Below are 21,048 nucleotides of genomic sequence, written 5' to 3'. Positions count from 1 at the left end.
TCGGGAGGCATCCGAGTTCGGAAACAAACAGCAACGCAAATGAAAAAGTTTGCGGTCGGAACAGCAATGGTCAACCATCTCAACCGCCAACGTGTGATCAGCTTTCTCAAAAGGTTTGAGACTGGCGATACCGAAGCCACGCTGGCACGCTGCAGCAACGACATTGACGTCGTCGCCAACGCCCCTGTCGATATCCTGCCGCATATGGGCCATCGCCGCGGCAAGGACGAGGTGCGGCAGATGTGGAAGACCATCCACGGCAGCTATTCCAGCATCCGCCACGAACTCAAGACCATCGTCGCCGAAGACGACAAGGTCGCGGTCGACATGCGCGCCTACTACCGCAAGCGCGCCAACCGGCGCATCGTGCAGTTCGACATGGCGGCGTTCTATACGCTGAAGAACGGCCGCATCACCCATATCCGCGAGATCCTGGATTCGTTCGATCTCGTGCAGCAGGTGCTCGAGCGCGACCTCACGGCCACCCTGCTCGGCAACAAGCCGAGCGACGCTTAGTCTACCGCCCGTTACCCGCGAACGGCGAAGCGGGAATCTCGGGATAAGACATTTACGCGCCCCGCATCGAACCCGCCCGAGCCCCGCTGCGATGAGGAGATCGCCATCGAACGGGAAAGCGGCGGCTCGGGCGGGTGGCGCCGTCGTCCAATTGATTCGGAACCGCCCGCATCTGTGTAATGCAAAAAATTCGCATTGCGTTTTCGGCAAATTCGATTATTTGTGGGCAAACAACAGTGCAGCAATGGAGCCGCGCGCGTCGCGAATGACGCGCCCCTGGTCGGCACATTTGCTGTTTTTTGCACTTCATTTCAGGATCGCAGGTAAATGACAGAGCATAGTCTCTGGCGTTTTGCGCGCGCATTGCATCGCGCGATCAACGAACGCCAGTTGGAAGCCATTGAGCCGTTGATCGACGACGACGTGGAATGGGCGATCTATGGGCCGATCGACATGTTTCCCTTTCTCGGCGCACGTCGCGGCAAGTCCGCGGTGCTCGAGGTGATCAGGCAGATCGCAAACTACGTCAGGGTCTATCGCTTCGATCGCGAGTCGGTGCTGCTCGGGGCCGACACGGCGGCTTCGATGCTACGCTTCTCGCTCACCTCGCTCGACTCCAACAAGCCGATTTCCCTGCGGCTTGCGCATTTCGCCCAGTTCAAGGGCGGGCGGCTGCGCAGCATCCGCGTGCTGCTCGACACCTTCGACCTGGTCGAGCAGACGCTGGGCCGGCCGATCCATCTGCCGAAGATAACCTCGTTCGCGTGAGGCGACGGCGCAACACTCTCGCACGCTTGACGCAAGTGTGAGTTCCCCGTCACAATTTTGCACCTGAATCTCCGCATCTTGGGCGGCGAAATTCGCGGGCTGGGTTCATGACGTCCAATATATCGTGCGGCAGGCTGAAGGCTCTCATGCTGGCGGCCAGTTTTACTGTGGTCATCGCGCTGCCGGCATCGGCGCAAAGCCCTTGGCCGGAAGATGCGGACGCGCCGGCCGAGCAGGTCGCAGCACCCGCCGCCGACGATCCCGACATGAAGGATATCGACGTGAGCAAGCTCGACTGGAGCCAGCTCAATGTCGATGCCTCCGGTCTCGGCGAGGCAATGGCGCGTCCCGCGCCGAACGCGCCGAAAAAGGCCGCGAGCACGGACATGACATGGTCGGCCAAGAACAACCCGAACGGCGCGTCGGCGGTGTCGGTGAAGCAGTCGCTTTCCCCGTTCTGGGACACCCGCGTCGGCGCGGACATGACGGTGGCGCGGGAGCCCACCACGATGTCCGAATTGCTTGCGGAGAAGACGGCCAATGGCGGCAACGTCCCGCAGTCGGGAGGCACGGCCTGGGCGGCGATCACCGCGCCCGGCGCTGGCGCGCTGTGGGACAAGACGTCGGTCGAAGCCCGCGTCGATCCGTCTCAGGACCAGAGCAAGATCGGCGCCTCCATCAGCAAGTCGGTGCCGCTGTCCGGGCAATACTCGCTGACGCTGCAGAACGGCTATGACGTGACCGAACAGGGCGCCGTCCCCCTGCCCGGCATCGGAGCCCGCTCGAGCCGCGGTTTTGATACCGACCAATCGGCCAAGCTTGACATCGGCGACACCGGCACGAGCCTCGTCGCCGGCCAGAGCCTCTCCTCATCCGACGACAGATGGCTGCGCAAATTCGGCGCCGAGCAGAAGCTCACCGACGGCGTCACCATTTCGGGCTCGATCGGCGAGACCGCTCAGGGCGTGACCAACAAGAGCGTCACCGCAGGCTTCAGGCGGAGCTGGTAATCGCTAAGAAATAGGGTAAATTTTATTTGGATTTGACATGCTTTCTTCTCGTTGAGGCAAGGGCCAGGCCACTCTCTTCTTCAAAAAGCCTTCAAAAAAAACCGTCCTGCCACTGCAAATCCATCGAATGATCGAGCATTGCCGCAGATCGGCCGCGATGCGGTCAAAATCAGTCCGCCACATGGGAGCCTGTACTTCCATTCGTCGTGCGGGGGACAACTCGCGCAAACCGCGAAACAGGGGTTAAAGCCGATGAGCATTCTGCGTTCGGAAAAAGTTGAAGCGACCGAAACTGAGGTAGTGGACAACAATCTCGCCGCGGTCTCGGAGGTCGAGGCCGGCATTCGCGATTTCGTCCGTAACGATATCGCGTATCTGCGCCGGCCGGCGTCGCAGGGCGGCACCGAGCCCGCGCTCGATGCAAGCGCGGAGGCTACCGTGAACAATGTCAACTCGCTGATCCAGCGCGTCGCGGGCACCTCGCTGTCGGAGATCGAAAACCTGATCACCGAGCTGGAAAGCCTGCGCGACCTCCTGCATGCCGAAGGCCAGCGCGTCCAGCGCGAGATTTCCGGCTATGCCCAGCTTAGCCAGGCGGCGATGAAATCGACGCGCATGATCTCGGACAACGTTTCGCAATGGAAGCGCGCTGCCGAGAACCTGCGCAACGGCTAAAGTTCGTTCGTCTTCCTCTGAAAAAACCGCCGCCTCCCGTCAACGGGAGCGCGGCGGTTCTGATTCGCGGCCGGCAGGAGGAAATATCCGGTCGCAAAACGCGATGTATGGTTGGCAAGTATGGTTAGCAAAGACCTGCTTAGCGGCCATCGCCGGACGTCGTCTCAAGCGAGTAGACGCCATCGGCATAGCCTTTCACCACCATGGTCGTGGTCAGCATCACCGCAATCGTGATGCTCGCAAAGATAAAACCCACCAATTTCAAAGCGCCGCGGTCCGCCATCGTTTGTCCCTGCCGTCTTCTAGGTTGCTCTCTTATGGGCAGGACAGTGTTCAAAATGCGTTAGCAAAGACTGAGTTTCGCAACATTGTGAAAAGCGGTGAAACGCGGCACCAGCTCGTTAACCATCTTCGTTTACGCGCCGCGGCACGAAGGCGGTTGCGAGCACCGAATAGACGAGCTCGCCGCGCTGATTGGTGCCGGTGTTGCGCCCCTCGAGGATTCCCCATTGCGGCCGCGACGCCGAGATCCGCTTGGAGACGATCTCGCTCGCGAAACTGATCGTATCCCCCGCCAGCACCGGCTTGAGCCAGCGCAGTTCGCGAAAGCCGGGCGAGGGTCCCCACAGCGCGATCTCGTCGCCGCGCGCCGCCGCCTCCCGCATCTGGCGCTGGGCATCAGTGACCAGAAGGCTCATGCAGACCGAACCGACATGCCAGCCGGAAGCGGCGAGCCCGCCGAACAGCGATTTGCGGCCTTCCTCCTCGTCCAGATGAAAGCGCTGGGGATCGAATTGCGCGGCGAACTTCTTGATCGCGGCGGCTGTGAAGGTGAAGGAGCCGATTTCGCGCCGCTGACCGACCTCCATGTCCTCGAAAAAACGCATCAGCGCATCCCCTCCACGGCGCCTGTCCGCCGGCCGATGATCATCGGCGAGATCATCTCGCACAGCGCCTCTCCTGCCGCGTTGCGGGCGGTGCTCTTGAACGTCACGATGCCGGTTTCGGGGCGGCTGCGCGAGACCCGCGCCTCGATGACATCGACCTCGAGCGTCAGTTCGTCGCCGGGGCGCAGCGGCGCGAGCCAACGCACCTCGTTAACCCCTGGTGAACCGAGCGAAGCGGTGCGATCGACGAAGCCGTCGCACAGCATTCGCATCATCAGGGAGCAGAGATGCCAGCCCGAGCCCGACAGGCCCTTCAACATGGATCGACTCGCCGCCGTCTCATCCAGATGCATCGGCTGCGGATCGAATTCGGCGGCAAAGGCGAGGATTTCCTCGCGCGTCACGTGGCGCGGTCCGAAGCTGCCGAAACGGCCGGGCGCAAAATCTTCAAAGGTTAGTGTGGTCATCGGGGAATTGCGGTGCGGAAAGCCAGATTGTGGCCGTACTTTGAGGCAATCTCAATCCTGTTTACCCGCATGGCCGATGCTCGATCTTGTCGGAGAGCGCATTCGGGGCTAGGCGGGAGCTATCAGCCATCAGTTCAAGCGTAAGCACATTTCGCTTTGCCGGGGGAGCCGACCGATGTTTGAATTTCGGGACCTGTTTCAGTGGGACCGTTTCATCACGCCGACAATCATCAAGACGTTCTATGGACTCGTGATTGCGCTGATCTGCCTGTTCGGCCTGTCCGGTATTTTCTCGGGACTGGCCGCCATGGCGATCAGCCCTTTCGGCGGATTCTTGGTGCTGCTCTCCTCCATCGCCAGCGTCGTGGTCGGCATCGTGTTTTCGCGAATTCTCGCCGAGTTCATCCTGATCGTGTTTCGCATCAACGAGCACCTCGGCGCCATCCGTGACCAGGGCGGGATGCGGTGAGTCCCGCCGTTTGCTGGGCGCGCGCCAGCGTGGACCCGGAATGACGCTGGTGCAGCGGTCTAGGTATTGAACCTGAAATGCATCACGTCGCCGTCGGCGACGACGTAGTCCTTGCCTTCCAGCCGCAGCTTCCCGGCCTCACGCGCGCCGGCTTCGCCGCCGAACGCAACGTAGTCCGCATAGGCGATGGTCTCCGCGCGGATAAAGCCCTTCTCAAAATCGGTGTGGATCACGCCAGCGGCCGCGGGCGCCTTGGTGCCGCGGTGAATGGTCCAGGCACGCGCCTCCTTCGGTCCGACTGTAAAATAGGTGATGAGGTCAAGGAGCTGATAGCCGGCACGGATCAAGCGATCGAGGCCAGCCTCCTCCAGTTCCAGCGTCTGCAGGAAATCGGCGCGTTCCTCGCGCGAAAGCGTCGCGATCTCCGATTCGATCTTCGCCGAGATCACCACGGAAACCGCGCCCTCCTTGGCCGCCTGTTCGGCGACCATCTTGGAGAACGCATTGCCGGTGGCGGCCGAGGCCTCCTCGACATTGCAGACATAAAGCACGGGCTTTGAGGTCAACAGACCGAGCATTTCGAAGGCACGCTCCTCCTCGGCCTTGCGCTCGAGCAAGCGGGCCGGCTTGCCCGCTCGCAACAGCTCCAGTGTGCGGTTGACGAGGTCGAGTTGCTCCTTGGCTTCCTTGTCGTTGCCCTTCGCCTTCTTGGCGAGATTGTCGACGCGCTTCTCCAGGCTATCGAGATCGGCGAGCATCAGCTCGGTCTCGATGGTCTCGATGTCTGCGAGCGGGGCGATCTTGCCCTCGACATGCGTGATGTCGGAATCCTCGAAGCAGCGCACCACATGCGCGATCGCGTCGACCTCGCGGATGTTGGCGAGAAACTGGTTGCCCAGCCCCTCGCCCTTCGATGCTCCGCGAACCAGCCCCGCGATGTCCACAAAGGTCAGCCGCGTCGGAATGATCTGCCCCGATTTGGCGATTTCGGCGAGCTTCTCCAGCCGCGGATCGGGCACGGCCACCTCGCCGACATTGGGCTCGATCGTGCAGAACGGATAATTCGCCGCCTGCGCCGCCGCCGTCTCGGTCAGCGCGTTGAACAGCGTCGATTTGCCGACATTGGGCAAGCCGACGATACCGCATTTAAATCCCATTGCGTCCTCAGTATCTCCTTTGTCATGCCCGCGCTTGTCGCGGCATCCACGTCCCTCTTCTCTAGCCAAGACGTGGATGGCCGGGACAAGCCCGGCCATGACGGCGCAGAGACATCACTCCTGTTTCTCTGCGCTATCTTGCTTCGAACCAAATCCCTTTGCCTGCATCGCCAGATGCACCTTGTTCTGGAACGTCGAGTCGCGTCCACTTGCAAGCAGGGCCGCATTGTCGGCGACCGCCTCGCAAAGTGCGCCAACCCAGGGCACCTCGTCCTTGGCGAAATCGGACAGCACGTAGCCGTGCACCAGCTCCTTGACGCCGGGATGACCGATCCCGAGCCGGACGCGGCGATAATCGTTGCCGATGTACGAGCTGACGGAACGCAGGCCGTTGTGGCCGGCGATACCACCGCCGATCTTGACGCGAACTTTTGCCGGCGGCAGTTCGAGCTCGTCCTGGAACACGGTGATCTCGGAAGTGCCCAGCTTGAAGAAGTTCGCCGCCTCCTGCACCGCGCGCCCGGACTCGTTCATGTAGGTCGTGGGCTTGAGCAGGATCACGCGCTCGCCATCAAGGCTGCCTTCCGACGTCTCGCCCTGAAAACGACGGCGCCATGGTGCGAAACCATGACGCCGCGCAATCTCCTCGACCGCAAGAAAGCCGATGTTGTGCCGGTTACGCGCGTATTTCGCACCGGGATTGCCGAGTCCGACGAAGAGCAGCATGACGCGGCATCCCGGGCTCTCGTCTTACTTCTTCTTCTCGCCCCCGGCAGGGGCTTTGGCACCCGCTGCAGGCGCTGCCGCACCCGCTGCAGGCGCGGCGGCCGCCGGAGCCGCGGCGGCCGGAGCACCCGCCGCAGGGGCGCCAGCCGCAGCAGCAGCCGCCGCCTTCTGCTCTTCGGCATAGCCGGACGGCGGCACGATGGTCACGAGCGTTGCATCCTCGCGCGCCAACGCCTTCACACCCGCGGGCAGCTTGATGTCGGACAAATGCAGCGAGTAACCGATTTCAAGCGCGCCAACATCCGCCTCGAGGTATTGCGGGATGTTTTCGGCCGAGCATTCGATATCGATCGCGTGAGTCACGATATTGACGGTGCCGCCGCGCTTGACGCCGGGCGAGATGTCCGCACGCTGCACATGCAGCGGCACGCTGATGCGGATGGTCGCGCCTTCGCCGAGCCGCATGAAATCGACATGGATCGGGAAGTCGCGCACCGGATCGAGGTGGAAGTCGCGCGGGATCACGCGGTGCTTCTTGCCGTCGAGCTCGATGTCGTAAATCGTGGTCAGGAACCGGCCCGCCAGGATACGCTGGCGCAGTTCGCGGTCCTCGACCGAGATCGGCAGCGGGGGCTGGTTGTTGCCATAGATCACTCCGGGAACTTTCCCGGCGCGACGCTCTGCCCGTGCGGCCCCCTTGCCGACTGACGGACGTGCGGTCGCCTTCAATTCCTTGACGGTCGCCATTGTCTTAAGTCCTTGTGTTTAAAAGCTAAAGGCCGCAAACGCGGCCCGTTTTGCTCACTCCGCAAGCATGCCTCCAGGGGTGTCGGGGCTGCGGATGTGGCGGCGTTCTAGCCGCAAAGCGGCGAAATGACAAGGAAATGAAGGGATTTTTCTGCTGAACCGCCGACATCCGCTTTGGGGGCGAGACCACCAGCAACACCTAACACCACCATTCCGGCATGGCCCGAAGGACCCGGCCCGGAATCTCGGGATTCCGGGTTCGATGCTTCGCATCGCCCCGGAATGACGGTGCCGCGCAGCCCTAGCCGTCCGCCCTGGTGCCGCCGGGATCGGAGCCATTCGGCGAGATCCCGAGCTTGGCTTCCAGAACCGCAATCCGCGCCTTGAGCGCCTCGTTTTCCTCGCGCGCCAGGCGCGCCATATCCTTGACCGCCTCGAACTCCTCGCGCTTGACGATGTCGAGATCGCGCAGGATCTTTTCGGCCTGATTGCGCCAGAGCGCGTCCACCTCCTTTTTCATGCCTTGCGCCGCGCCCGCGGCGTCGTTCATCAGGCGGCCGATCTCATCAAAAAAACGATTGGTGGTCTGGGTCATGGAAACAACTCCGGTGGCTAACGCCTTGTGCGCATTGTCCGAGCCAGAGAATGGCGATACCAGGGACCGGGTTCAAGGCCTGCTGACCACGGCTGCGACAGGCCGCCTTGTCATGCCGCGGTTTCGTTGCCATCGTAATGAGCGGGCTGCCCCCAGGACACCCCGCAAGCCACACAAAAAGACACACAGAAGCGCCATGATCGACCGGCAGATCGAGACCGAGGACGGCCACAGCACGCCCCTCTTCACCCATCCGGAGCGCAACGGCCGAGACATCTTCGCCGTCGCCATCGCTGATTGATGCCCTTTCTGCTGATCAACTTCCCGGTCTTCAACCCGGTCGCGATTGCGATCGGGCCAATCGTCATCCGCTGGTATGCGCTCGCCTATATCGGCGGGATCGTGATCGGCTGGATCTATGCGCGCGCGATGCTCAAGAACGAGAGATTGTGGGGCGGACCGGCGCCGATCTCGCTCGTCCAGCTTGATGACTTCATCCTTTGGGTGACCATCGGCATCATCCTCGGCGGCCGCACCGGCTATGTCCTGTTCTACAATCTCCCCTTCTTCATCCAGCACCCGGCGGAGATCTTCGAGCTATGGAAGGGCGGCATGTCCTTCCATGGCGGCTTCCTCGGCTGCGTCGTCGCGGTGATCTGGTTTGCGCGCAAGAACAGCGTGCCGATCCTCTCGCTCGGCGATATCACCACCGCCGTCGGGCCGATCGGCCTGTTCCTCGGCCGCATCGCCAACTTCATCAACGGCGAATTATGGGGGCGGCCGGCGGACCCAGGCCTTCCCTGGGCGATGATCTTTCCCACCGGCGGACCTGTGCCGCGCCATCCGAGCCAGCTCTATGAAGCAGGAATGGAGGGCATTTTTCTGTTCACCGTGTTGGCCGTCATGGTTCGGCTCGGGGCGCTGAAACGACCCGGATTGATCCTCGGCTCTTTCGTCACGATTTACGGGATTGCGCGCATCGTCGGTGAACATTTTCGCGAGCCCGACCCGCAGCTCGGATTTTTGTGGGGAGGACTGACCATGGGTATGCTGCTGTCGGTGCCGATGGTGATCGCAGGCATTCTCATCGTTGTTCTGGCTTGGCGGCACGGCACGGCCAAGACCGCGCCGGCAAGCCGCTAATCCTCAATCCAAGGGTGCTCTGAGGGCGTGACCGGGTCTTCGCCGCTGCTGAACGAGATCAAGAAGCTGATCAGGTCTTCCGGCCCGATGCCGGTCTGGCGCTACATGGAGCTGTGCCTGATGCATCCGCAGTACGGCTATTATGTCTCGCGCGACCCGCTCGGCCGTGAGGGCGACTTCACGACCTCCCCGGAGATCAGCCAGATGTTCGGCGAGCTGCTCGGACTGTGGTCGGCATCGGTGTGGAAGTCGATGGGCTCGCCGCCGACGCTGCGGTTGGTCGAGCTCGGCCCCGGCCGCGGCACCATGATGGCGGACGCGCTGCGCGCCCTGCGGGTGGTGCCGCCGCTGTACCAAGCGCTGAGCGTCCATCTGGTCGAGATTAATCCGGTGCTGCGCGAGAAGCAGCGTGCGATGCTGTCGGGCGCGCGCAGCGTCATCTGGCACAACCATCTCGACGAGGTGCCGGAAGGCCCGGCGATCATCCTCGCCAACGAATATTTCGACGTCCTGCCGATCCATCAGGCGATCAAGAGCAAGACGGGCTGGCACGAGCGGGTCATCGAGCTCGACAGCAATGATGATCTCGCCTTCGGCGAAGCCGCCGAGCCGATGCCGCATTTCGACGTACTGGTCCCGCGCTCGGTCCGCGCGGCGCCCATCGGCGCCGTCTTCGAATGGCGGCCCGACGTAGAGATCATGAAGATCGCATCAAGGGTACGCAATCAGGATGGCGCCGCGCTGATCATCGATTACGGCCACCTGCACAGCGATGCCGGCGACACGCTGCAGGCCATTGCCCGCCACAGCTTCGCCGATCCGCTGGAGGCGCCGGGACGGGCCGATGTCACCGCGCATGTCGATTTCGAGGCGCTTTCACGCGCCGCCGAGGATGTCGGCGCCCGCGTCCACGGCCCGGTGACGCAGGGCGAGTTCTTGCGGCGGCTCGGGATCGAGACCCGCGCGGCGACCTTGATGGCCAAGGCCGGCCCCGAAATGGCGGAAGACATTGCCGGCGCGCTGCAGCGGCTCATCGGCGGCGGCCGCGGCGGCATGGGATCGATGTTCAAGGTGCTCGGCGTCGCGGCGCCTCACCTCACCTCTCTTCCGGGCTTGAGCGACGAGGAGCCTGCCGCATCATGATGCTGTCTTCGCCCCTGCTTTCGGCCATCCCGGGCCTGCGCCACGCCTTCTTCACCCGCGAGGGCGGGGTCTCCGACGGCATCTACCAAAGCCTCAATGCCGGGCTCGGCTCCAGCGACGATCCGGCCCTGGTCGCGGAAAACCGCCGCCGCATGGCGGAGCGCATGGGCATTGCAACCGAACATCTGATCAGCGCGCATCAGATCCACTCGCCGGACGCGGTGGTCGCCAATGGCCCATGGCCGACGAGCGCGCGGCCGAAGGCCGATGCCATCGTCACCGCAACCGCAAATCTCGCGATCGGCGTGACCACGGCCGATTGCGGTCCCGTCCTGCTGGTCGACCCAAAGGCGCGGGTGATCGGCGCAGCGCATGCGGGGTGGAAAGGGGCCCTGACCGGAATCCTGGAATCCACCATCGCGGCGATGGAAAGGCTCGGCGCCGATCGTGGCGGCATGATCGCTGCGATCGGTCCCCTGATCCGGCAACAAAGCTACGAGGTCGGCAACGAATTCGTCACGCGCTTTCTCGATGCCGACGCGGAGAACGCGGTGTTCTTCCTGGCTTCCGCGCGCGCTGGGCACGCCATGTTCGACCTCGCGGGCTACATCCGGATGCGGCTGGAGCACGCCGGAGTGCTGATGATCGACGATCTCGGTGTCGACACCTATTCGGATGATCGCTTCTTCAGCTATCGCCGCTCCGTGCATCGCAAGGAGCTGGACTACGGCCGGCATATTCACGCGATTGCGCTGGAATCGTGACCGTGGGCGTTCATCATCCGTACCCCGCCAGCGCCCTAGACGTTAATGCATTTTAACGATATCGCTCCTCTCAATGAGGGAAGCGTCAATTCATCCGAAGCGGGCGGGCCGTGCCGGTCTGCGCGCGTGCATGGCTGCGGTTCTGCTCGCAACAGCAGGCGCGCTCGGCGGCTGTGCCGGCAGCGCGGGCCCGAGCGGCGCCTACGCAATGGCAACGACCGAAGGGCCGACGATTGCATTCGAATCGATCGACGGCCCGCCACCGCAGGTGTTCGACCGCATGGTCGGCGTGCTCGACAGCGAGAGCAAGCTGCGCAACCTCTCCGTCGTGTCCCGCGAAGGACAGGCCGCCTATCGCGTGCGTAGCTATCTTGCAGCGCAGGTGGTGCGCGGCCGCGCCGTGATCGCCTGGGTCTGGGACGTCTATGACCGCGATCAGCAGCGCGCGCTACGGCTCTCGGGCGAAGAGCAGGCGGGCAAGGCCGGCAACGATCCCTGGGCGACCGCCGACGGCCTGGTCCTGCGCAAGATCGCCCAAGCGGGCCTGAGCGGGCTCTCCAATATGCTCAACGGAACGCCGCAGGACACTCCCTCGCCGGCGCCCTCGACGCCGATATCAGGGCCAGCCATCGCCAGCGTGGAACCCAATTCCCCGGTATCGGGCGCCGACAGCGTCAGTGCACTTGGTTACACCGATCGTTAGTCAAATCTTGCCCGGCAGAGGGATTTTTGGCCGGGAAAACCGCACCGGCGGGTTGCCATCTGCGTTGTCTCCCTGATATTTCCTGCCCCGTTGAATTTAGCCGGTTCCACGGGGAAACCCGATATGTTGAACGTTGTCTCCACGCCGCGGGGAGAACTCTCGATGTCGGCCAAGAATGGCGCCATCAAGCTCGTTGCCGGCAATTCCAATCCCGCTCTGGCGCAGGCCATCGCCGGATGGCTTGAATTGCCCTTGACGAAGGCGGTGGTGCGGCGTTTCGCCGACATGGAGATTTTCGTCGAAATCCAGGAAAACGTCCGCGGGTCGGATGTCTATATCCTGCAATCGACGTCCTATCCGGCCAATGACCACCTGATGGAGCTGTTGATCATCACGGACGCGCTGCGCCGGGCTTCCGCCCGCCGTATCACCGCGGTGGTGCCGTATTTTGGTTATGCCAGGCAGGATCGCAAATCCGGTTCCCGCACGCCGATCTCCGCCAAGCTGGTTGCGAACCTGATCACCCATGCCGGCGCTGACCGCGTGATGACGCTCGACCTGCACGCCATGCAGATCCAGGGCTTCTTCGATATCCCGACCGACAATCTCTTTGCCTCGCCGGTGATGGTGCGCGACATCAAGGACCGCTTCGACCTTGCCAAGGTCATGGTGGTCTCGCCCGATGTCGGCGGCGTGGTGCGCGCGCGCGGCCTCGCCAAGCGCATCAACACCCCGCTCGCCATCATCGACAAGCGCCGCGAGCGGCCCGGCGAATCCGAGGTCATGAACGTGATCGGCGATGTCGCGGGCTACACCTGCATCCTGGTCGACGACATCATCGACTCCGGCGGCACGCTGGTGAACGCGGCCGACGCGCTGCTCGCCCACGGCGCCAAGGAGGTCTACGCCTACATTACCCACGGCGTCTTGTCCGGCGGCGCGGTGACGCGCGTGACCTCCTCGCGGCTGAAGGAACTGGTGATCACCGATTCGATCCAGCCCACCGAGGCGGTGCGCAACGCGCCCAACATCCGCACCCTCTCCATCGCCTCGCTGATCGCAGAAGCCATCGGCCGCACCGCGGCGGAAGAGTCGGTGTCGAGCCTGTTCGACTGAGGCCCGCCGTCCGCATCGCCGTCACTGCGAGCCAACGGGTCCGCGCGAAGCGCGGCCCGATGACCGGCTCCGCGAACCAATCCAGACTCTTTCCGCAGATGCGGGCTGGATTGCTTCCGCCTCCGCGCAAAGGCGCTTCGGCGGGACTTCACGCCTCGCCATAGCTCGCGCAGCGAGCGACGTCGGGTCATCGCTCTCGCTCCTTGCAATTGTGCATGTTCACTAATTCGCTGATCGAATCCCCCCTGCGGGCTGGATTCGATCAGCGAATTAGTGAACATGCACAGCAATGACGAGCCTGGTTGAAAGCGCTCATTCGGCTTCGCAACTCGATCGGTTGGCGCGACGCGCTGCGCCGATCTGTGCTGCGAGGCTCGACTGTTGAAGTCACCCCGCCGCCAACGCCGTCCCGTAGCCCAGCCGCTTCGAAATATCCTCCGCGCAGGTGCGCAGGGCGTTCGCGATCGGGCCGTCCCAGCTTGCGTCGAAGGTGCCTTCCGGGCCCATGGCGGTGATGACGAGCGCGACATGGCCGGCGTGGTCGAACACCGGAGCTGCGAAAGCGTTGACGCCCGGTAACGGATCCCCCATGGCGCGCGCAAGACCGTGGCTGCGGACCTCGGCCAGCATCTCGGCGACCTTCGGACTCCTCGGTGCACGCTTCGGGTTGTAGCTGACGCCGAGATGATCGAGGCCGCTTTCAATGGCGGCTGTGACCGTTTCAGGCGGCAGAAACGCGGTGAATGCACGCCCGGTCGCTGTTTCCAACAACGCCATGACCGAGCCGACGCGCATCACGATGTGCACCGGATGGCTCGGCTCCTCAAGCCGGACCACGGTGGGCCCGTGGGTGCCCCAGACCGAGAGCGAGACGGCGTGCTTGATGGCGCCGGCGAGTGCCGCGATCTTTGGCGTTGCGATCCGCACGGCCGAGAGCCGGCGCAGGCTGATCAACCCAAGCTCGAGCGCGAGCGCGCCGATCTCGTATCGACCGCTTGTTTCATCCTGCTCGATCAGTCCGATCCGGGAAAAGCTCACGAGATAGGGATGCGCCTTTGCCGGCGACATGCCGGCTTCGCGCGCGAGATCGCGCAGCATCATCGGCTCGCCGCTGCGCGCCAGGGCGCGGAGCAATTCTCCGCCCACCTCGATCGATTGGATGCCGCGGCTTTGCGTGGCCATGTATCCCCGTTCGCCCTGAGCATCCGCCCCATCAGCGAGGCTGATCTGCTCCCGATACGCCGTTACACCGCCAGAAATCCTCCGTCGACGGGCAGTGTCGCGCCGTTCACATAAGATGCCATGTCGGAGACGAGAAACACCACGGGCCCGACCAGTTCGTCGGGCTCGCCGACACGGCCGAGCGGCGTGCGGCTCATGAACGATGCCAGCCGCGCTGGATCATCGCGCGTTGCTTGCGTCATGGCGGTTGCGATGACGCCGGGCGCGATGGCATTGACGCGGATACCGTCGGGCGCGAGATCGCGTGCCAGCGCCTGTGTCAGGAGCTTTACGCCACCTTTGGAGGGCGCATAGCCGAGGGTGCCGCCGACGCCGACGAACGAGGCGATGGAGCCGAGATTGACGATCGCGCCGCGCGTCTGGCGCAGCGCGGGCAGAAAGGCGTGGGTGACGTTGAAAACGCCGGTGAGGTTGACGTCGAGCACGCGGCGCCAGTTTTCGCCCGCGCGGGGGGAATCGATCCCCTCGCGGATGATGATGCCGGCGTTGTTGATGAGGATCGAAATCGGCCCGACGTCGCGCGCCACCGTGCGCGCCAGCACGTTGCAGGCTTCAGCGTCCGTCACATCGAGCGGGAACGCCCAGGCCGCGCGGCCGTGCTCGCGGATGTCCGTGGCCGTGCGCTCGCCGCCTGCGAGATCGATATCGGTCACCACCACGTCGGCGCCATGCGCCGCGAGCCCGAGCGCGATCGCTCGCCCGTTGCCGTGGGCCGCCCCGGTGATCAACGCACGCTTGCCTGCGAGGAGATCGCTGATGATGCTCATGCCGCGCTCCTTTCCGCCGCGCTGTCGGCCAGATGCCGACCGGCGATGTAACCGAAGGTCAAGGCAGGCCCGAGGGTGATGCCGGCGCCCGGATAATTGCCGCCCATGATGCTCGCCATGTCGTTGCCGGCGGCGTAAAGCCCCGGAATGACGCGCCCCTCGGCATCGAGCGCGCGCGCGTTGGCGTCGGTGACGATCCCGGCGTAAGTGCCGAGATCCCCGATCACCAGCTTGATGGCATAGAACGGCCCGCTTGCGATCGGCGCGACGCAAGGGTTGGGCCCGTGCAGGGCATCGCCCTGATAGCGATTATAGGCCCGCGTGCCTTTGCCAAACAGAGGATCGCGCCCTTCACCTGCCGTGGCGTTGAATTGCGCCACGGTCTCGGCGAGACCCTTCGCGTCAATTCCGGCCTGGCCGGCGAGCTCGGCGAGCGTTGAGCCGCGCATCAGATAGCCTGAGCGCAGATGGTGGCCCAGCGGCATCGGAAACGGCGGCACGCTGCCGAGGCCGTACTTCCGCAGCGTCTTGTGATCGCAGATCAGGAACGCCGCGATCTCCTCGCCCGGCCTTGCCGCTTTCATCAAGTCCTGGACGAAATCGTGATAGGAATTGCCTTCATTGGCGAAGCGCCTGCCATCGCGCATCACGGCGATGACACCGGGCTTGGCGCGATCGATGAAATGCGGCATCACCCCGCGCGAGCCATCCTTGCGCCGCGTGAGGGAGACCGGCACCCAGGCGGCTGCATTCGGCAAGCGATCCTCGATGCGCCCGCCCGCGGCCTCCGCGAGCCGCAATCCGTCGCCGGTGTTGCCGACGGGGCCCGGCGAAAAATGCTCCGCGCCGCTCGGCGCATGCGGAAACATCGCCTTGCGTCGCGCGACATCATGGGGGAAGCCGCCGCAGGCGAGCACGACGCCGCGCCGTGCGCGGACACGCACGCTGCGGCCCTCGCGCGTGACGATTGCGCCGCGCACCGCGCCGTTCTCGACAATGAGCTCGCGGACCGGCGAGGATAGCCAGAGCGGAATCTTCAGGTCGAGCGCGGATTTCGCCAGCCGCCCCGCGAGCGCATTGCCGTTGGTCAAAGTCATGCCGCGGCCATGGCGCAGCACATCCAGTAGATGCCGCGACAGCCGCTTTGCGACGTAAACCGCCGAGGTCAGCGAGCGCGTCGCGCGCATGAAGTGAATGATCTCCTTGCCCGAGCCGAGCATCATGCCGAACACGGTGAGTTCGGGGAGCGGCGCGCCCAAGTTCTTGATGTGCTCGCCGAGCTCGCGTCCGTCGAAGGGACGGGTCACCATGGAGCGGCCACCCTGGGCTCCGCCCGGGGCTTCCGCGTGATAATCCGGAAACACCAGCGGCATGTCGAAGCGGAGCGCGGTCTCTTTCGTGAAGAAATCAACCGCTTCGGGCCCTGCCGCAAGGAAGGCATCGACCCTCCCCGCATCGAAATTGTTGCCGGCCTCGTGCCGCAGATAGGTGCGCGCGGCATCCTGCGGCTCGTTGATGCCGTAGGCGCGCGCGAGCGAGGTGCCGGGAATCCACAGCCAGCCGCCGGAGCGCGCGGTGGTGCCGCCGAAGCGCGGCTCCTTCTCGACAATGAGCACGTCGAGGCCGCGATGGCGCGCGGTGATCGCCGCGGCCATGCCGGCGCATCCCGATCCGGCGACGAGCACGTCGCATTCGTAAGTCTCGCCAGTGTTGTCGATGATCGCACCCATCGCGCACCTTCACTTCTTCAGCAGCGGACATTTCGACTCGGAGACCGGGCGGAAGGCGTCCTCGCCTTTCACGGTCTTGACGATGTCGAGATAGTCCCAGGGCTCCTTGGACTGTTCGGGCGATTTCACTTTCGCCAGATACATGTCGCGGATCACGCGTCCATCCTCGCGCAAGCGTCCGCCGTGCACGAAGGTGTCCTCGATCGGCAATTCGCGCATCTTGGCCATTACCTTGGCCGGATCGTCGGTACCGGCGGCCTTGATCGCCTTCAGATAATGCAGCACCGCGCCGTAAACGCCGGTCTGGATCATGGTCGGCATCACGTGCACACGCTGGAAGAATTTTTGCGACCAGGCACGGGTCGCCTCATCCATGTTCCAGTATGACGCCGTCGTCATGTAGGTCCCTTGCGCGGCTTTCAGGCCGATCGCATGCACGTCGGTGTCGAACATCAGGAGACCGACGAGCTTCTGGCCGCCTTGCGCGAGACCGAATTCACCGGACTGCTTGATCGCATTGTCAGTGTCCTGGCCGGCATTGGCAAAAGCGACCACGTCGGCCCTCGAGCTCTGCGCCTGCAGCGCGAAGGACGAGAAATCGGCGGTATTGGTCGGATGACGCACGCTGCCCAGCACGGTGCCGCCCATCTCCTTGATGAAGCGCGTGGCGTCGGCCTCGAGTTGATGACCGAAGGCATAATCGGCCGTCACGAAGAACCAGGACTTGCCGCCCTCCTTGATCATGGCCGAGGCGGTGACCTTCGACAGCGCGTAAGTGTCGTAGGTGAAATGCACGGTGTTGGGGCTGCACAGCTCGTCGGTCAGCGAACTTGCGCCGGGGCCGGACAACAGCGCGATCTTGTTGCGCTCGCGCACCATGTTGTGGACCGCAATCGCAATCCCGGAATTTGGAATGTCGACGACGGCATCGACCTTGCCGTTGTCGAACCAGCCGCGCACGATCTGGACGCCGACATCGGTCTTCATCTGGTGATCGGCGCTGACGATCTCGATCGGCTTGCCGAGCACGGTGGGGCCGAATTCCTCCACGGCCATTTTCGCCGCCTCGACCGAGCCCGGGCCGGAATTGTCGCGGCCCCAACTCGATAGATCGGTGAGGACCCCGATCCGCACGACGTCGTCGGAAATCTGCGCGTGCGCAGTCGATGTGAGGGTAGCGAGGATCGCGCAGGCCAGAAGCCTTCTCATGAGTTTCCTTCCCCTTATGTTCGCCCGCTCTGCGGCGGTGTTGGATATCGCGAATTAGCTATTATCAAATTCGTTTGTCAATCGCGAATTCGATCTTTGGAGGATGGATGCTCCCATCGGGCGTGGTCTCGGTAACGAGCTACGGTTTCAAGTTCCCGTGCTGCAGCGCGAGTATCGCGCCGGCGATCTTCTCGCCGAATGTTCAGTTTGCGTCGGGCCGATTACGGAGAAGGCGAAGCCCGGAGTTGGACGAACCCGCTGCGGCCATTAGGCGTTTCCGCGCACAGCACGACTGATGCGATCGGCTCAGTGATCGACTTGAGTATTTCTGAATTCGTCGACTCGGTACGGCGCATCGGCAGCGGAAGCGACACTGACATTTGCGCGCGTGCAATCTCGATTGCCAACGACCGCGCGAGCGCGGCGAATCCGAAAGTAACGCAAGTGTCAGCGCGCGAATCGCTCGCAATCGCGGTTCGCGCTTACGACGGAGCGTCGCCGTTCTTTCTTTCGGGTCGGATCCGGTATATGGTGTGCGTTGTCATTAAACTGTCACACAATCACAGAATGCCTGAAAACGATGCGATGGCGCTCGCCGGTGAAGGCCTGCGCGCCGTGACCGGGCTCCAGGACCATGCCAGTCCGCCAGCAAGCAGAAGGCAGACGAGAAAGTCTGCGACGTCTGCCACGAAGCAAGACGCAGCCGAGCTTCCCGTTGAAGAGCTGACATCCAGCGAAGCAACTCCGGCGCAAACACCGGCTCGAACTGAAGCGGCGTCGGACGCTTCATCGCCAAACGCTGCTGCGCCACGCGGCAGCGAATTCGAACTGAAGCTTCTTGTCGATTCCGATCGGCTGGCGGACTTCAACGACGCTCCGGTTATCGCGACGAACGCGCGCGGCAAGGGCACGCGAAAGCATCTCAAGTCCGCATACTACGACACTCCGGAGCGGACGCTGTGGCGCAACGGCCTGAGCTTGCGGGTTCGCCAGAGCGGCACGCGCTTCCTGCAGACCGTCAAGGCCGAGTGCGGCGACGACCCGCTCCGGCGCGGCGAGTGGGAGGCGAGCGTTCCATCCATGACGCCCGATCTCGCGCTTGCGATGCCCTTCATTCCGGCCAAGCTTCGCGCCGATGTCGAATCCGACCGGCTCAAGGCGGTTTTCATTGCCGACATCCGGCGACATCAGCGCATCATCGAGCTACCATCCGGCACGATCGAAGTTGCTTTCGATCAGGGCGTTCTGAAAACCGACGATCGCTCGCTCACCGTGAGCGAAATCGAGTTGGAGTTGAAGCGCGGCAGCGCCAGCGCGATCTACGAAATCGCGCTCCGGCTCGCCGAGCATGGGCCGGTCAGGCCGTCGATCCGCAGCAAGGCCGCACGCGGATTTGATCTGGCGGATGACACGCCACCTGCCGCGCGAAAGCCGCAAAAGCTTCGCTTCGACCCGTCGATCCCGCTGGATGACGCGTTCGCGACGACGCTGCGCTCCTGTCTCGGCCATCTCCTGCAGTCGCTGCCGGCCGCCGAGGATGGCCGCGATCCCGAAGGCATCCATCAGATGCGCGTGTCGCTGCGCCGGCTCCGGTCGGCGCTGCATTTGATGCGATCGGTCGGGGCAAACAACAAGCTGGAATCGCTGCAGTCGGAAGCAAAATGGCTGGCGCAAAGCCTCTCGGCCGCGCGCGATTGGGACATCTTTCAAAGCGAGACGTTGCCAAATGTCGCGAAAGGCTGTCCCTCGATCGGTGGCTTCGACAGTTTGGAAGAGGTTGCCGAGAAGCGCCGCTCGGCCGCCTATCGCAACGTGCGCTTCGTGCTGGCTGACCGCCGCTGCGCGCATTTCCTGATCGGGCTGGGCGGCTGGATCGAAACGAGAGGCTGGCGTGGCGACATCGCTCCCGAAGATCTCGGGCAACTGGCGGAGCCCGCGATCAATTTCGCGCGGCGAATTCTGTCCGATCAATATGCCAAGGTAATCAAGCGCGGTCGCCGCTTCAGATCCCTTAACGCCGAAGAGCGGCACCGCTTGCGGCTCGCCGTGAAGAAATTGCGCTATGTCGCCGATTTCCTGTTGCCCTTGTATGGGCGAAAGAAGGCGACGAAACGCTTCGGCGCCAAGCTCGCCGAGCTACAGGAGCAACTCGGCTCCTTCAACGACATGGCGACGACGGCGTCATTGCTTGCCGGGCTCGGTGCGGAGCGCGCGGATTGCGGCACGGCAGCCGCCGCAATTGCCGGGTGGCAGGCTCACGCCATGGCCGGTTCCGAGCCGCGGCTATGGAACGCATGGTGCGATTTCGTGAAAGCGAAGCCGCCCTGGTTGCGAGAAGCGGAAGCGTGAGCCACGAAATGCCAATATATGCGATCGCTAATCCGCCGGGCGGATTTGCCGCTGCCCTCGTCGCCGCTCGATCGTGATCTCGGCCAGGATCGACATCGCGATCTCCTCCGGTGTGATGGCGCCGAGATCAAGGCCGGCCGGCGCCTTGACGCAGTCGATCGTCTCGTTGGCGATGCCTTCCGCTAGCAGCCTGTCACGGAGCGCGGCCATCTTGCGGCGGCTGCCGACGAAGGCGTGATAGCAGCCTTCGGTGGCGAGCGCTGCGCGCAACGCCGCCTCATCGCCTTTGCCTTGCGTCGAGACCACGACAAAGCGCCTCGCCGGATGCAACTCGCCTAGCGCAAAGCCGTCGATCAGCGTGTCGGCATCGATCGCTGAAGGACGATCCACCGCAGGAGCCGCCAGCGTCACGTGATAGCCGAGCTGCCGCGCCTGGGTCGCAAGCGACAGGGCGACGGGGCTCGCGCCAAAAACGACCAGCGAAGGATGCGGCAGCACCGGCTCGACAAAGATGTCCATGGTGCCTTTGCTGGGGCAAAAATTTGCGGCAAAGCGCACGCCGTCGCGGTGCTCGCCCGCTTTCACGCCGAGTTCGGCGAGCAGGTTCTCAGGCCGCACCGAGACCATGCGCGGCTCGCCGTCGGCAAGCGCCTCGCGCGCTGCCTTCAGCACTGCACCGCGGGCGCAGCCGCCGCCGATCCAGCCCGCCACCACCCTGCCATCGGGCGCAATGATCGCCTTCGCTCCGGCCTTGGCCGCGGTCACCGAGACCGTGCGCACCACGGTCGCCAGTACAAAGGTCTGTTCGGCGGCTTTCATTTGCGCGACCAGATCCATCACATCGACATGGGCGGTCATGACGCAC

General features: G+C 63.7%; 23 protein-coding genes. 11 read left to right on the top strand and 12 right to left on the bottom strand.

Translation table 11 applies throughout. The features are described 5' to 3' along the window. Positions 1-39: 39 nt before the first annotated feature. From P6U23_RS04840 to P6U23_RS04825, 4 genes are all read left to right on the top strand, one after another. Positions 40-516: a nuclear transport factor 2 family protein gene (locus P6U23_RS04840; protein WP_407178444.1), complete on the top strand. Its 477-nt coding sequence runs from the start codon at positions 40-42 to the stop codon at positions 514-516. A 327-nt stretch (positions 517-843) separates the two neighbouring features. After that, positions 844-1,284, top strand: coding sequence for a nuclear transport factor 2 family protein (locus P6U23_RS04835; RefSeq protein WP_024506188.1), 441 nt, complete (start codon positions 844-846; stop codon positions 1,282-1,284). Positions 1,285-1,430: 146 nt separating this feature from the next. Continuing rightward, positions 1,431-2,294, top strand: coding sequence for a hypothetical protein (locus P6U23_RS04830; protein ID WP_407178443.1), 864 nt, complete (start codon positions 1,431-1,433; stop codon positions 2,292-2,294). A 252-nt stretch (positions 2,295-2,546) separates the two neighbouring features. Further along, a complete protein-coding gene (locus P6U23_RS04825) occupies positions 2,547-2,969 on the top strand; it encodes a hypothetical protein (protein ID WP_407178442.1) in 423 nt (140 codons plus the stop codon). A gap of 139 nt (positions 2,970-3,108) precedes the next feature. Here P6U23_RS04825 and P6U23_RS04820 read toward each other — a convergent pair whose 3' ends face one another. From P6U23_RS04820 to P6U23_RS04810, 3 genes are all read right to left on the bottom strand, one after another. Then, a complete protein-coding gene (locus P6U23_RS04820; protein WP_407178441.1) occupies positions 3,109-3,252 on the bottom strand; it encodes a hypothetical protein in 144 nt (47 codons plus the stop codon). A gap of 118 nt (positions 3,253-3,370) precedes the next feature. Beyond that, the gene (locus P6U23_RS04815; RefSeq protein ID WP_407178440.1) at positions 3,371-3,856 is read right to left on the bottom strand and encodes a MaoC family dehydratase; all 486 of its coding nucleotides are present in this window, start codon (positions 3,854-3,856) and stop codon (positions 3,371-3,373) included. Next, a complete protein-coding gene (locus tag P6U23_RS04810; protein ID WP_407178439.1) occupies positions 3,856-4,323 on the bottom strand; it encodes a MaoC family dehydratase in 468 nt (155 codons plus the stop codon). Before P6U23_RS04810 ends, P6U23_RS04815 begins: the two co-directional genes overlap by 1 nt. Before the next feature lie 175 nt (positions 4,324-4,498). Between P6U23_RS04810 and P6U23_RS04805 the strand changes: the two genes are divergently transcribed. Further along, the gene (locus tag P6U23_RS04805) at positions 4,499-4,792 is read left to right on the top strand and encodes a DUF4282 domain-containing protein (protein ID WP_024506182.1); all 294 of its coding nucleotides are present in this window, start codon (positions 4,499-4,501) and stop codon (positions 4,790-4,792) included. Positions 4,793-4,851: 59 nt separating this feature from the next. Here the strand turns inward: P6U23_RS04805 and ychF are convergent, their stop codons facing one another. The 4 genes from ychF to P6U23_RS04785 all read right to left on the bottom strand — a co-directional run bounded on the left by ychF (position 4,852) and on the right by P6U23_RS04785 (position 8,017). After that, positions 4,852-5,949 carry a redox-regulated ATPase YchF gene (gene ychF / locus P6U23_RS04800; RefSeq protein ID WP_407178438.1) on the bottom strand — a complete coding sequence of 366 codons (1,098 nt, stop codon included), beginning with the start codon at positions 5,947-5,949 and terminating at the stop codon, positions 4,852-4,854. A 114-nt stretch (positions 5,950-6,063) separates the two neighbouring features. Then, complete coding sequence (pth, locus tag P6U23_RS04795) at positions 6,064-6,675, bottom strand: aminoacyl-tRNA hydrolase (RefSeq protein WP_407178437.1); 612 nt, start codon at positions 6,673-6,675, stop codon at positions 6,064-6,066. Positions 6,676-6,699: 24 nt separating this feature from the next. Continuing rightward, positions 6,700-7,422 carry a 50S ribosomal protein L25/general stress protein Ctc gene (locus P6U23_RS04790; protein WP_407178436.1) on the bottom strand — a complete coding sequence of 241 codons (723 nt, stop codon included), beginning with the start codon at positions 7,420-7,422 and terminating at the stop codon, positions 6,700-6,702. A gap of 301 nt (positions 7,423-7,723) precedes the next feature. Continuing rightward, complete coding sequence (locus tag P6U23_RS04785; RefSeq protein WP_407178435.1) at positions 7,724-8,017, bottom strand: accessory factor UbiK family protein; 294 nt, start codon at positions 8,015-8,017, stop codon at positions 7,724-7,726. Positions 8,018-8,317: 300 nt separating this feature from the next. Here P6U23_RS04785 and lgt point away from each other — a divergent pair, with 300 nt between their 5' ends. The 5 genes from lgt to P6U23_RS04760 all read left to right on the top strand — a co-directional run bounded on the left by lgt (position 8,318) and on the right by P6U23_RS04760 (position 12,886). Further along, positions 8,318-9,160: a prolipoprotein diacylglyceryl transferase gene (gene lgt / locus P6U23_RS04780; RefSeq protein ID WP_407178434.1), complete on the top strand. Its 843-nt coding sequence runs from the start codon at positions 8,318-8,320 to the stop codon at positions 9,158-9,160. Positions 9,161-9,247: 87 nt separating this feature from the next. Next, complete coding sequence (locus P6U23_RS04775) at positions 9,248-10,303, top strand: class I SAM-dependent methyltransferase (RefSeq protein WP_407181330.1); 1,056 nt, start codon at positions 9,248-9,250, stop codon at positions 10,301-10,303. Continuing rightward, a complete protein-coding gene (pgeF, locus tag P6U23_RS04770; RefSeq protein WP_407178433.1) occupies positions 10,300-11,067 on the top strand; it encodes a peptidoglycan editing factor PgeF in 768 nt (255 codons plus the stop codon). The genes P6U23_RS04775 and pgeF overlap by 4 nt, the downstream gene beginning before the upstream one ends. Positions 11,068-11,140: 73 nt before the next feature. After that, entirely contained in the window at positions 11,141-11,770 is a 630-nt protein-coding gene (locus P6U23_RS04765; protein ID WP_407178432.1) for a hypothetical protein, read from the top strand. 162 nt (positions 11,771-11,932) lie between these two features. Continuing rightward, entirely contained in the window at positions 11,933-12,886 is a 954-nt protein-coding gene (locus P6U23_RS04760) for a ribose-phosphate pyrophosphokinase (protein WP_407181329.1), read from the top strand. A gap of 387 nt (positions 12,887-13,273) precedes the next feature. On the opposite strand, the gene P6U23_RS04755 is transcribed toward P6U23_RS04760, so the two are convergent. From P6U23_RS04755 to P6U23_RS04740, 4 genes are all read right to left on the bottom strand, one after another. After that, on the bottom strand, positions 13,274-14,068 hold the full coding sequence (locus tag P6U23_RS04755; RefSeq protein ID WP_407178431.1) for an IclR family transcriptional regulator: 795 nt from the start codon (positions 14,066-14,068) through the stop codon (positions 13,274-13,276). Between the two features lie 62 nt (positions 14,069-14,130). Beyond that, the gene (locus P6U23_RS04750; RefSeq protein ID WP_407181328.1) at positions 14,131-14,886 is read right to left on the bottom strand and encodes an SDR family NAD(P)-dependent oxidoreductase; all 756 of its coding nucleotides are present in this window, start codon (positions 14,884-14,886) and stop codon (positions 14,131-14,133) included. Between the two features lie 5 nt (positions 14,887-14,891). Beyond that, positions 14,892-16,625, bottom strand: coding sequence for an FAD-dependent oxidoreductase (locus P6U23_RS04745; protein ID WP_407178430.1), 1,734 nt, complete (start codon positions 16,623-16,625; stop codon positions 14,892-14,894). A 9-nt stretch (positions 16,626-16,634) separates the two neighbouring features. Continuing rightward, positions 16,635-17,834: an ABC transporter substrate-binding protein gene (locus P6U23_RS04740; protein ID WP_407178429.1), complete on the bottom strand. Its 1,200-nt coding sequence runs from the start codon at positions 17,832-17,834 to the stop codon at positions 16,635-16,637. Between the two features lie 567 nt (positions 17,835-18,401). On the opposite strand from P6U23_RS04740, the gene P6U23_RS04735 reads away from it, so the two are divergent. Beyond that, positions 18,402-20,183: a CHAD domain-containing protein gene (locus tag P6U23_RS04735; RefSeq protein WP_407178428.1), complete on the top strand. Its 1,782-nt coding sequence runs from the start codon at positions 18,402-18,404 to the stop codon at positions 20,181-20,183. Between the two features lie 27 nt (positions 20,184-20,210). Here P6U23_RS04735 and P6U23_RS04730 read toward each other — a convergent pair whose 3' ends face one another. Next, entirely contained in the window at positions 20,211-21,041 is an 831-nt protein-coding gene (locus P6U23_RS04730; RefSeq protein ID WP_407178427.1) for an XdhC family protein, read from the bottom strand. Positions 21,042-21,048 lie beyond the last annotated feature (7 nt).

The sequence above is a fragment of the Bradyrhizobium sp. STM 3562 genome, assembly GCF_045571435.1.
GTDB lineage: Bacteria > Pseudomonadota > Alphaproteobacteria > Rhizobiales > Xanthobacteraceae > Bradyrhizobium.
This window is presented reverse-complemented; position numbering and strand designations above follow the sequence as displayed.

Excerpts from the sequence above, each read along its gene's own strand:
- P6U23_RS04810 (WP_407178439.1), bottom strand. The coding sequence starts at position 4,323 with ATGACCACACTAACCTTTGAAGATTTTGCGCCCGGCCGTTTCGGCAGC.
- P6U23_RS04775 (WP_407181330.1), top strand. The coding sequence starts at position 9,248 with ATGCCGGTCTGGCGCTACATGGAGCTGTGCCTGATGCATCCGCAGTAC.
- ychF (WP_407178438.1), bottom strand. The coding sequence starts at position 5,949 with ATGGGATTTAAATGCGGTATCGTCGGCTTGCCCAATGTCGGCAAATCG.
- P6U23_RS04805 (WP_024506182.1), top strand. The coding sequence starts at position 4,499 with ATGTTTGAATTTCGGGACCTGTTTCAGTGGGACCGTTTCATCACGCCG.
- P6U23_RS04735 (WP_407178428.1), top strand. The coding sequence starts at position 18,402 with ATGCCTGAAAACGATGCGATGGCGCTCGCCGGTGAAGGCCTGCGCGCC.
- P6U23_RS04830 (WP_407178443.1), top strand. The coding sequence starts at position 1,431 with ATGCTGGCGGCCAGTTTTACTGTGGTCATCGCGCTGCCGGCATCGGCG.
- P6U23_RS04755 (WP_407178431.1), bottom strand. The coding sequence starts at position 14,068 with ATGGCCACGCAAAGCCGCGGCATCCAATCGATCGAGGTGGGCGGAGAA.
- P6U23_RS04840 (WP_407178444.1), top strand. The coding sequence starts at position 40 with ATGAAAAAGTTTGCGGTCGGAACAGCAATGGTCAACCATCTCAACCGC.
- P6U23_RS04760 (WP_407181329.1), top strand. The coding sequence starts at position 11,933 with ATGTCGGCCAAGAATGGCGCCATCAAGCTCGTTGCCGGCAATTCCAAT.
- P6U23_RS04730 (WP_407178427.1), bottom strand. The coding sequence starts at position 21,041 with ATGACCGCCCATGTCGATGTGATGGATCTGGTCGCGCAAATGAAAGCC.
- P6U23_RS04835 (WP_024506188.1), top strand. The coding sequence starts at position 844 with ATGACAGAGCATAGTCTCTGGCGTTTTGCGCGCGCATTGCATCGCGCG.
- pgeF (WP_407178433.1), top strand. The coding sequence starts at position 10,300 with ATGATGCTGTCTTCGCCCCTGCTTTCGGCCATCCCGGGCCTGCGCCAC.
- P6U23_RS04815 (WP_407178440.1), bottom strand. The coding sequence starts at position 3,856 with ATGCGTTTTTTCGAGGACATGGAGGTCGGTCAGCGGCGCGAAATCGGC.
- pth (WP_407178437.1), bottom strand. The coding sequence starts at position 6,675 with ATGCTGCTCTTCGTCGGACTCGGCAATCCCGGTGCGAAATACGCGCGT.
- P6U23_RS04740 (WP_407178429.1), bottom strand. The coding sequence starts at position 17,834 with ATGAGAAGGCTTCTGGCCTGCGCGATCCTCGCTACCCTCACATCGACT.
- P6U23_RS04790 (WP_407178436.1), bottom strand. The coding sequence starts at position 7,422 with ATGGCGACCGTCAAGGAATTGAAGGCGACCGCACGTCCGTCAGTCGGC.
- P6U23_RS04745 (WP_407178430.1), bottom strand. The coding sequence starts at position 16,625 with ATGGGTGCGATCATCGACAACACTGGCGAGACTTACGAATGCGACGTG.
- P6U23_RS04825 (WP_407178442.1), top strand. The coding sequence starts at position 2,547 with ATGAGCATTCTGCGTTCGGAAAAAGTTGAAGCGACCGAAACTGAGGTA.
- P6U23_RS04765 (WP_407178432.1), top strand. The coding sequence starts at position 11,141 with ATGAGGGAAGCGTCAATTCATCCGAAGCGGGCGGGCCGTGCCGGTCTG.
- P6U23_RS04785 (WP_407178435.1), bottom strand. The coding sequence starts at position 8,017 with ATGACCCAGACCACCAATCGTTTTTTTGATGAGATCGGCCGCCTGATG.
- P6U23_RS04820 (WP_407178441.1), bottom strand. The coding sequence starts at position 3,252 with ATGGCGGACCGCGGCGCTTTGAAATTGGTGGGTTTTATCTTTGCGAGC.
- lgt (WP_407178434.1), top strand. The coding sequence starts at position 8,318 with ATGCCCTTTCTGCTGATCAACTTCCCGGTCTTCAACCCGGTCGCGATT.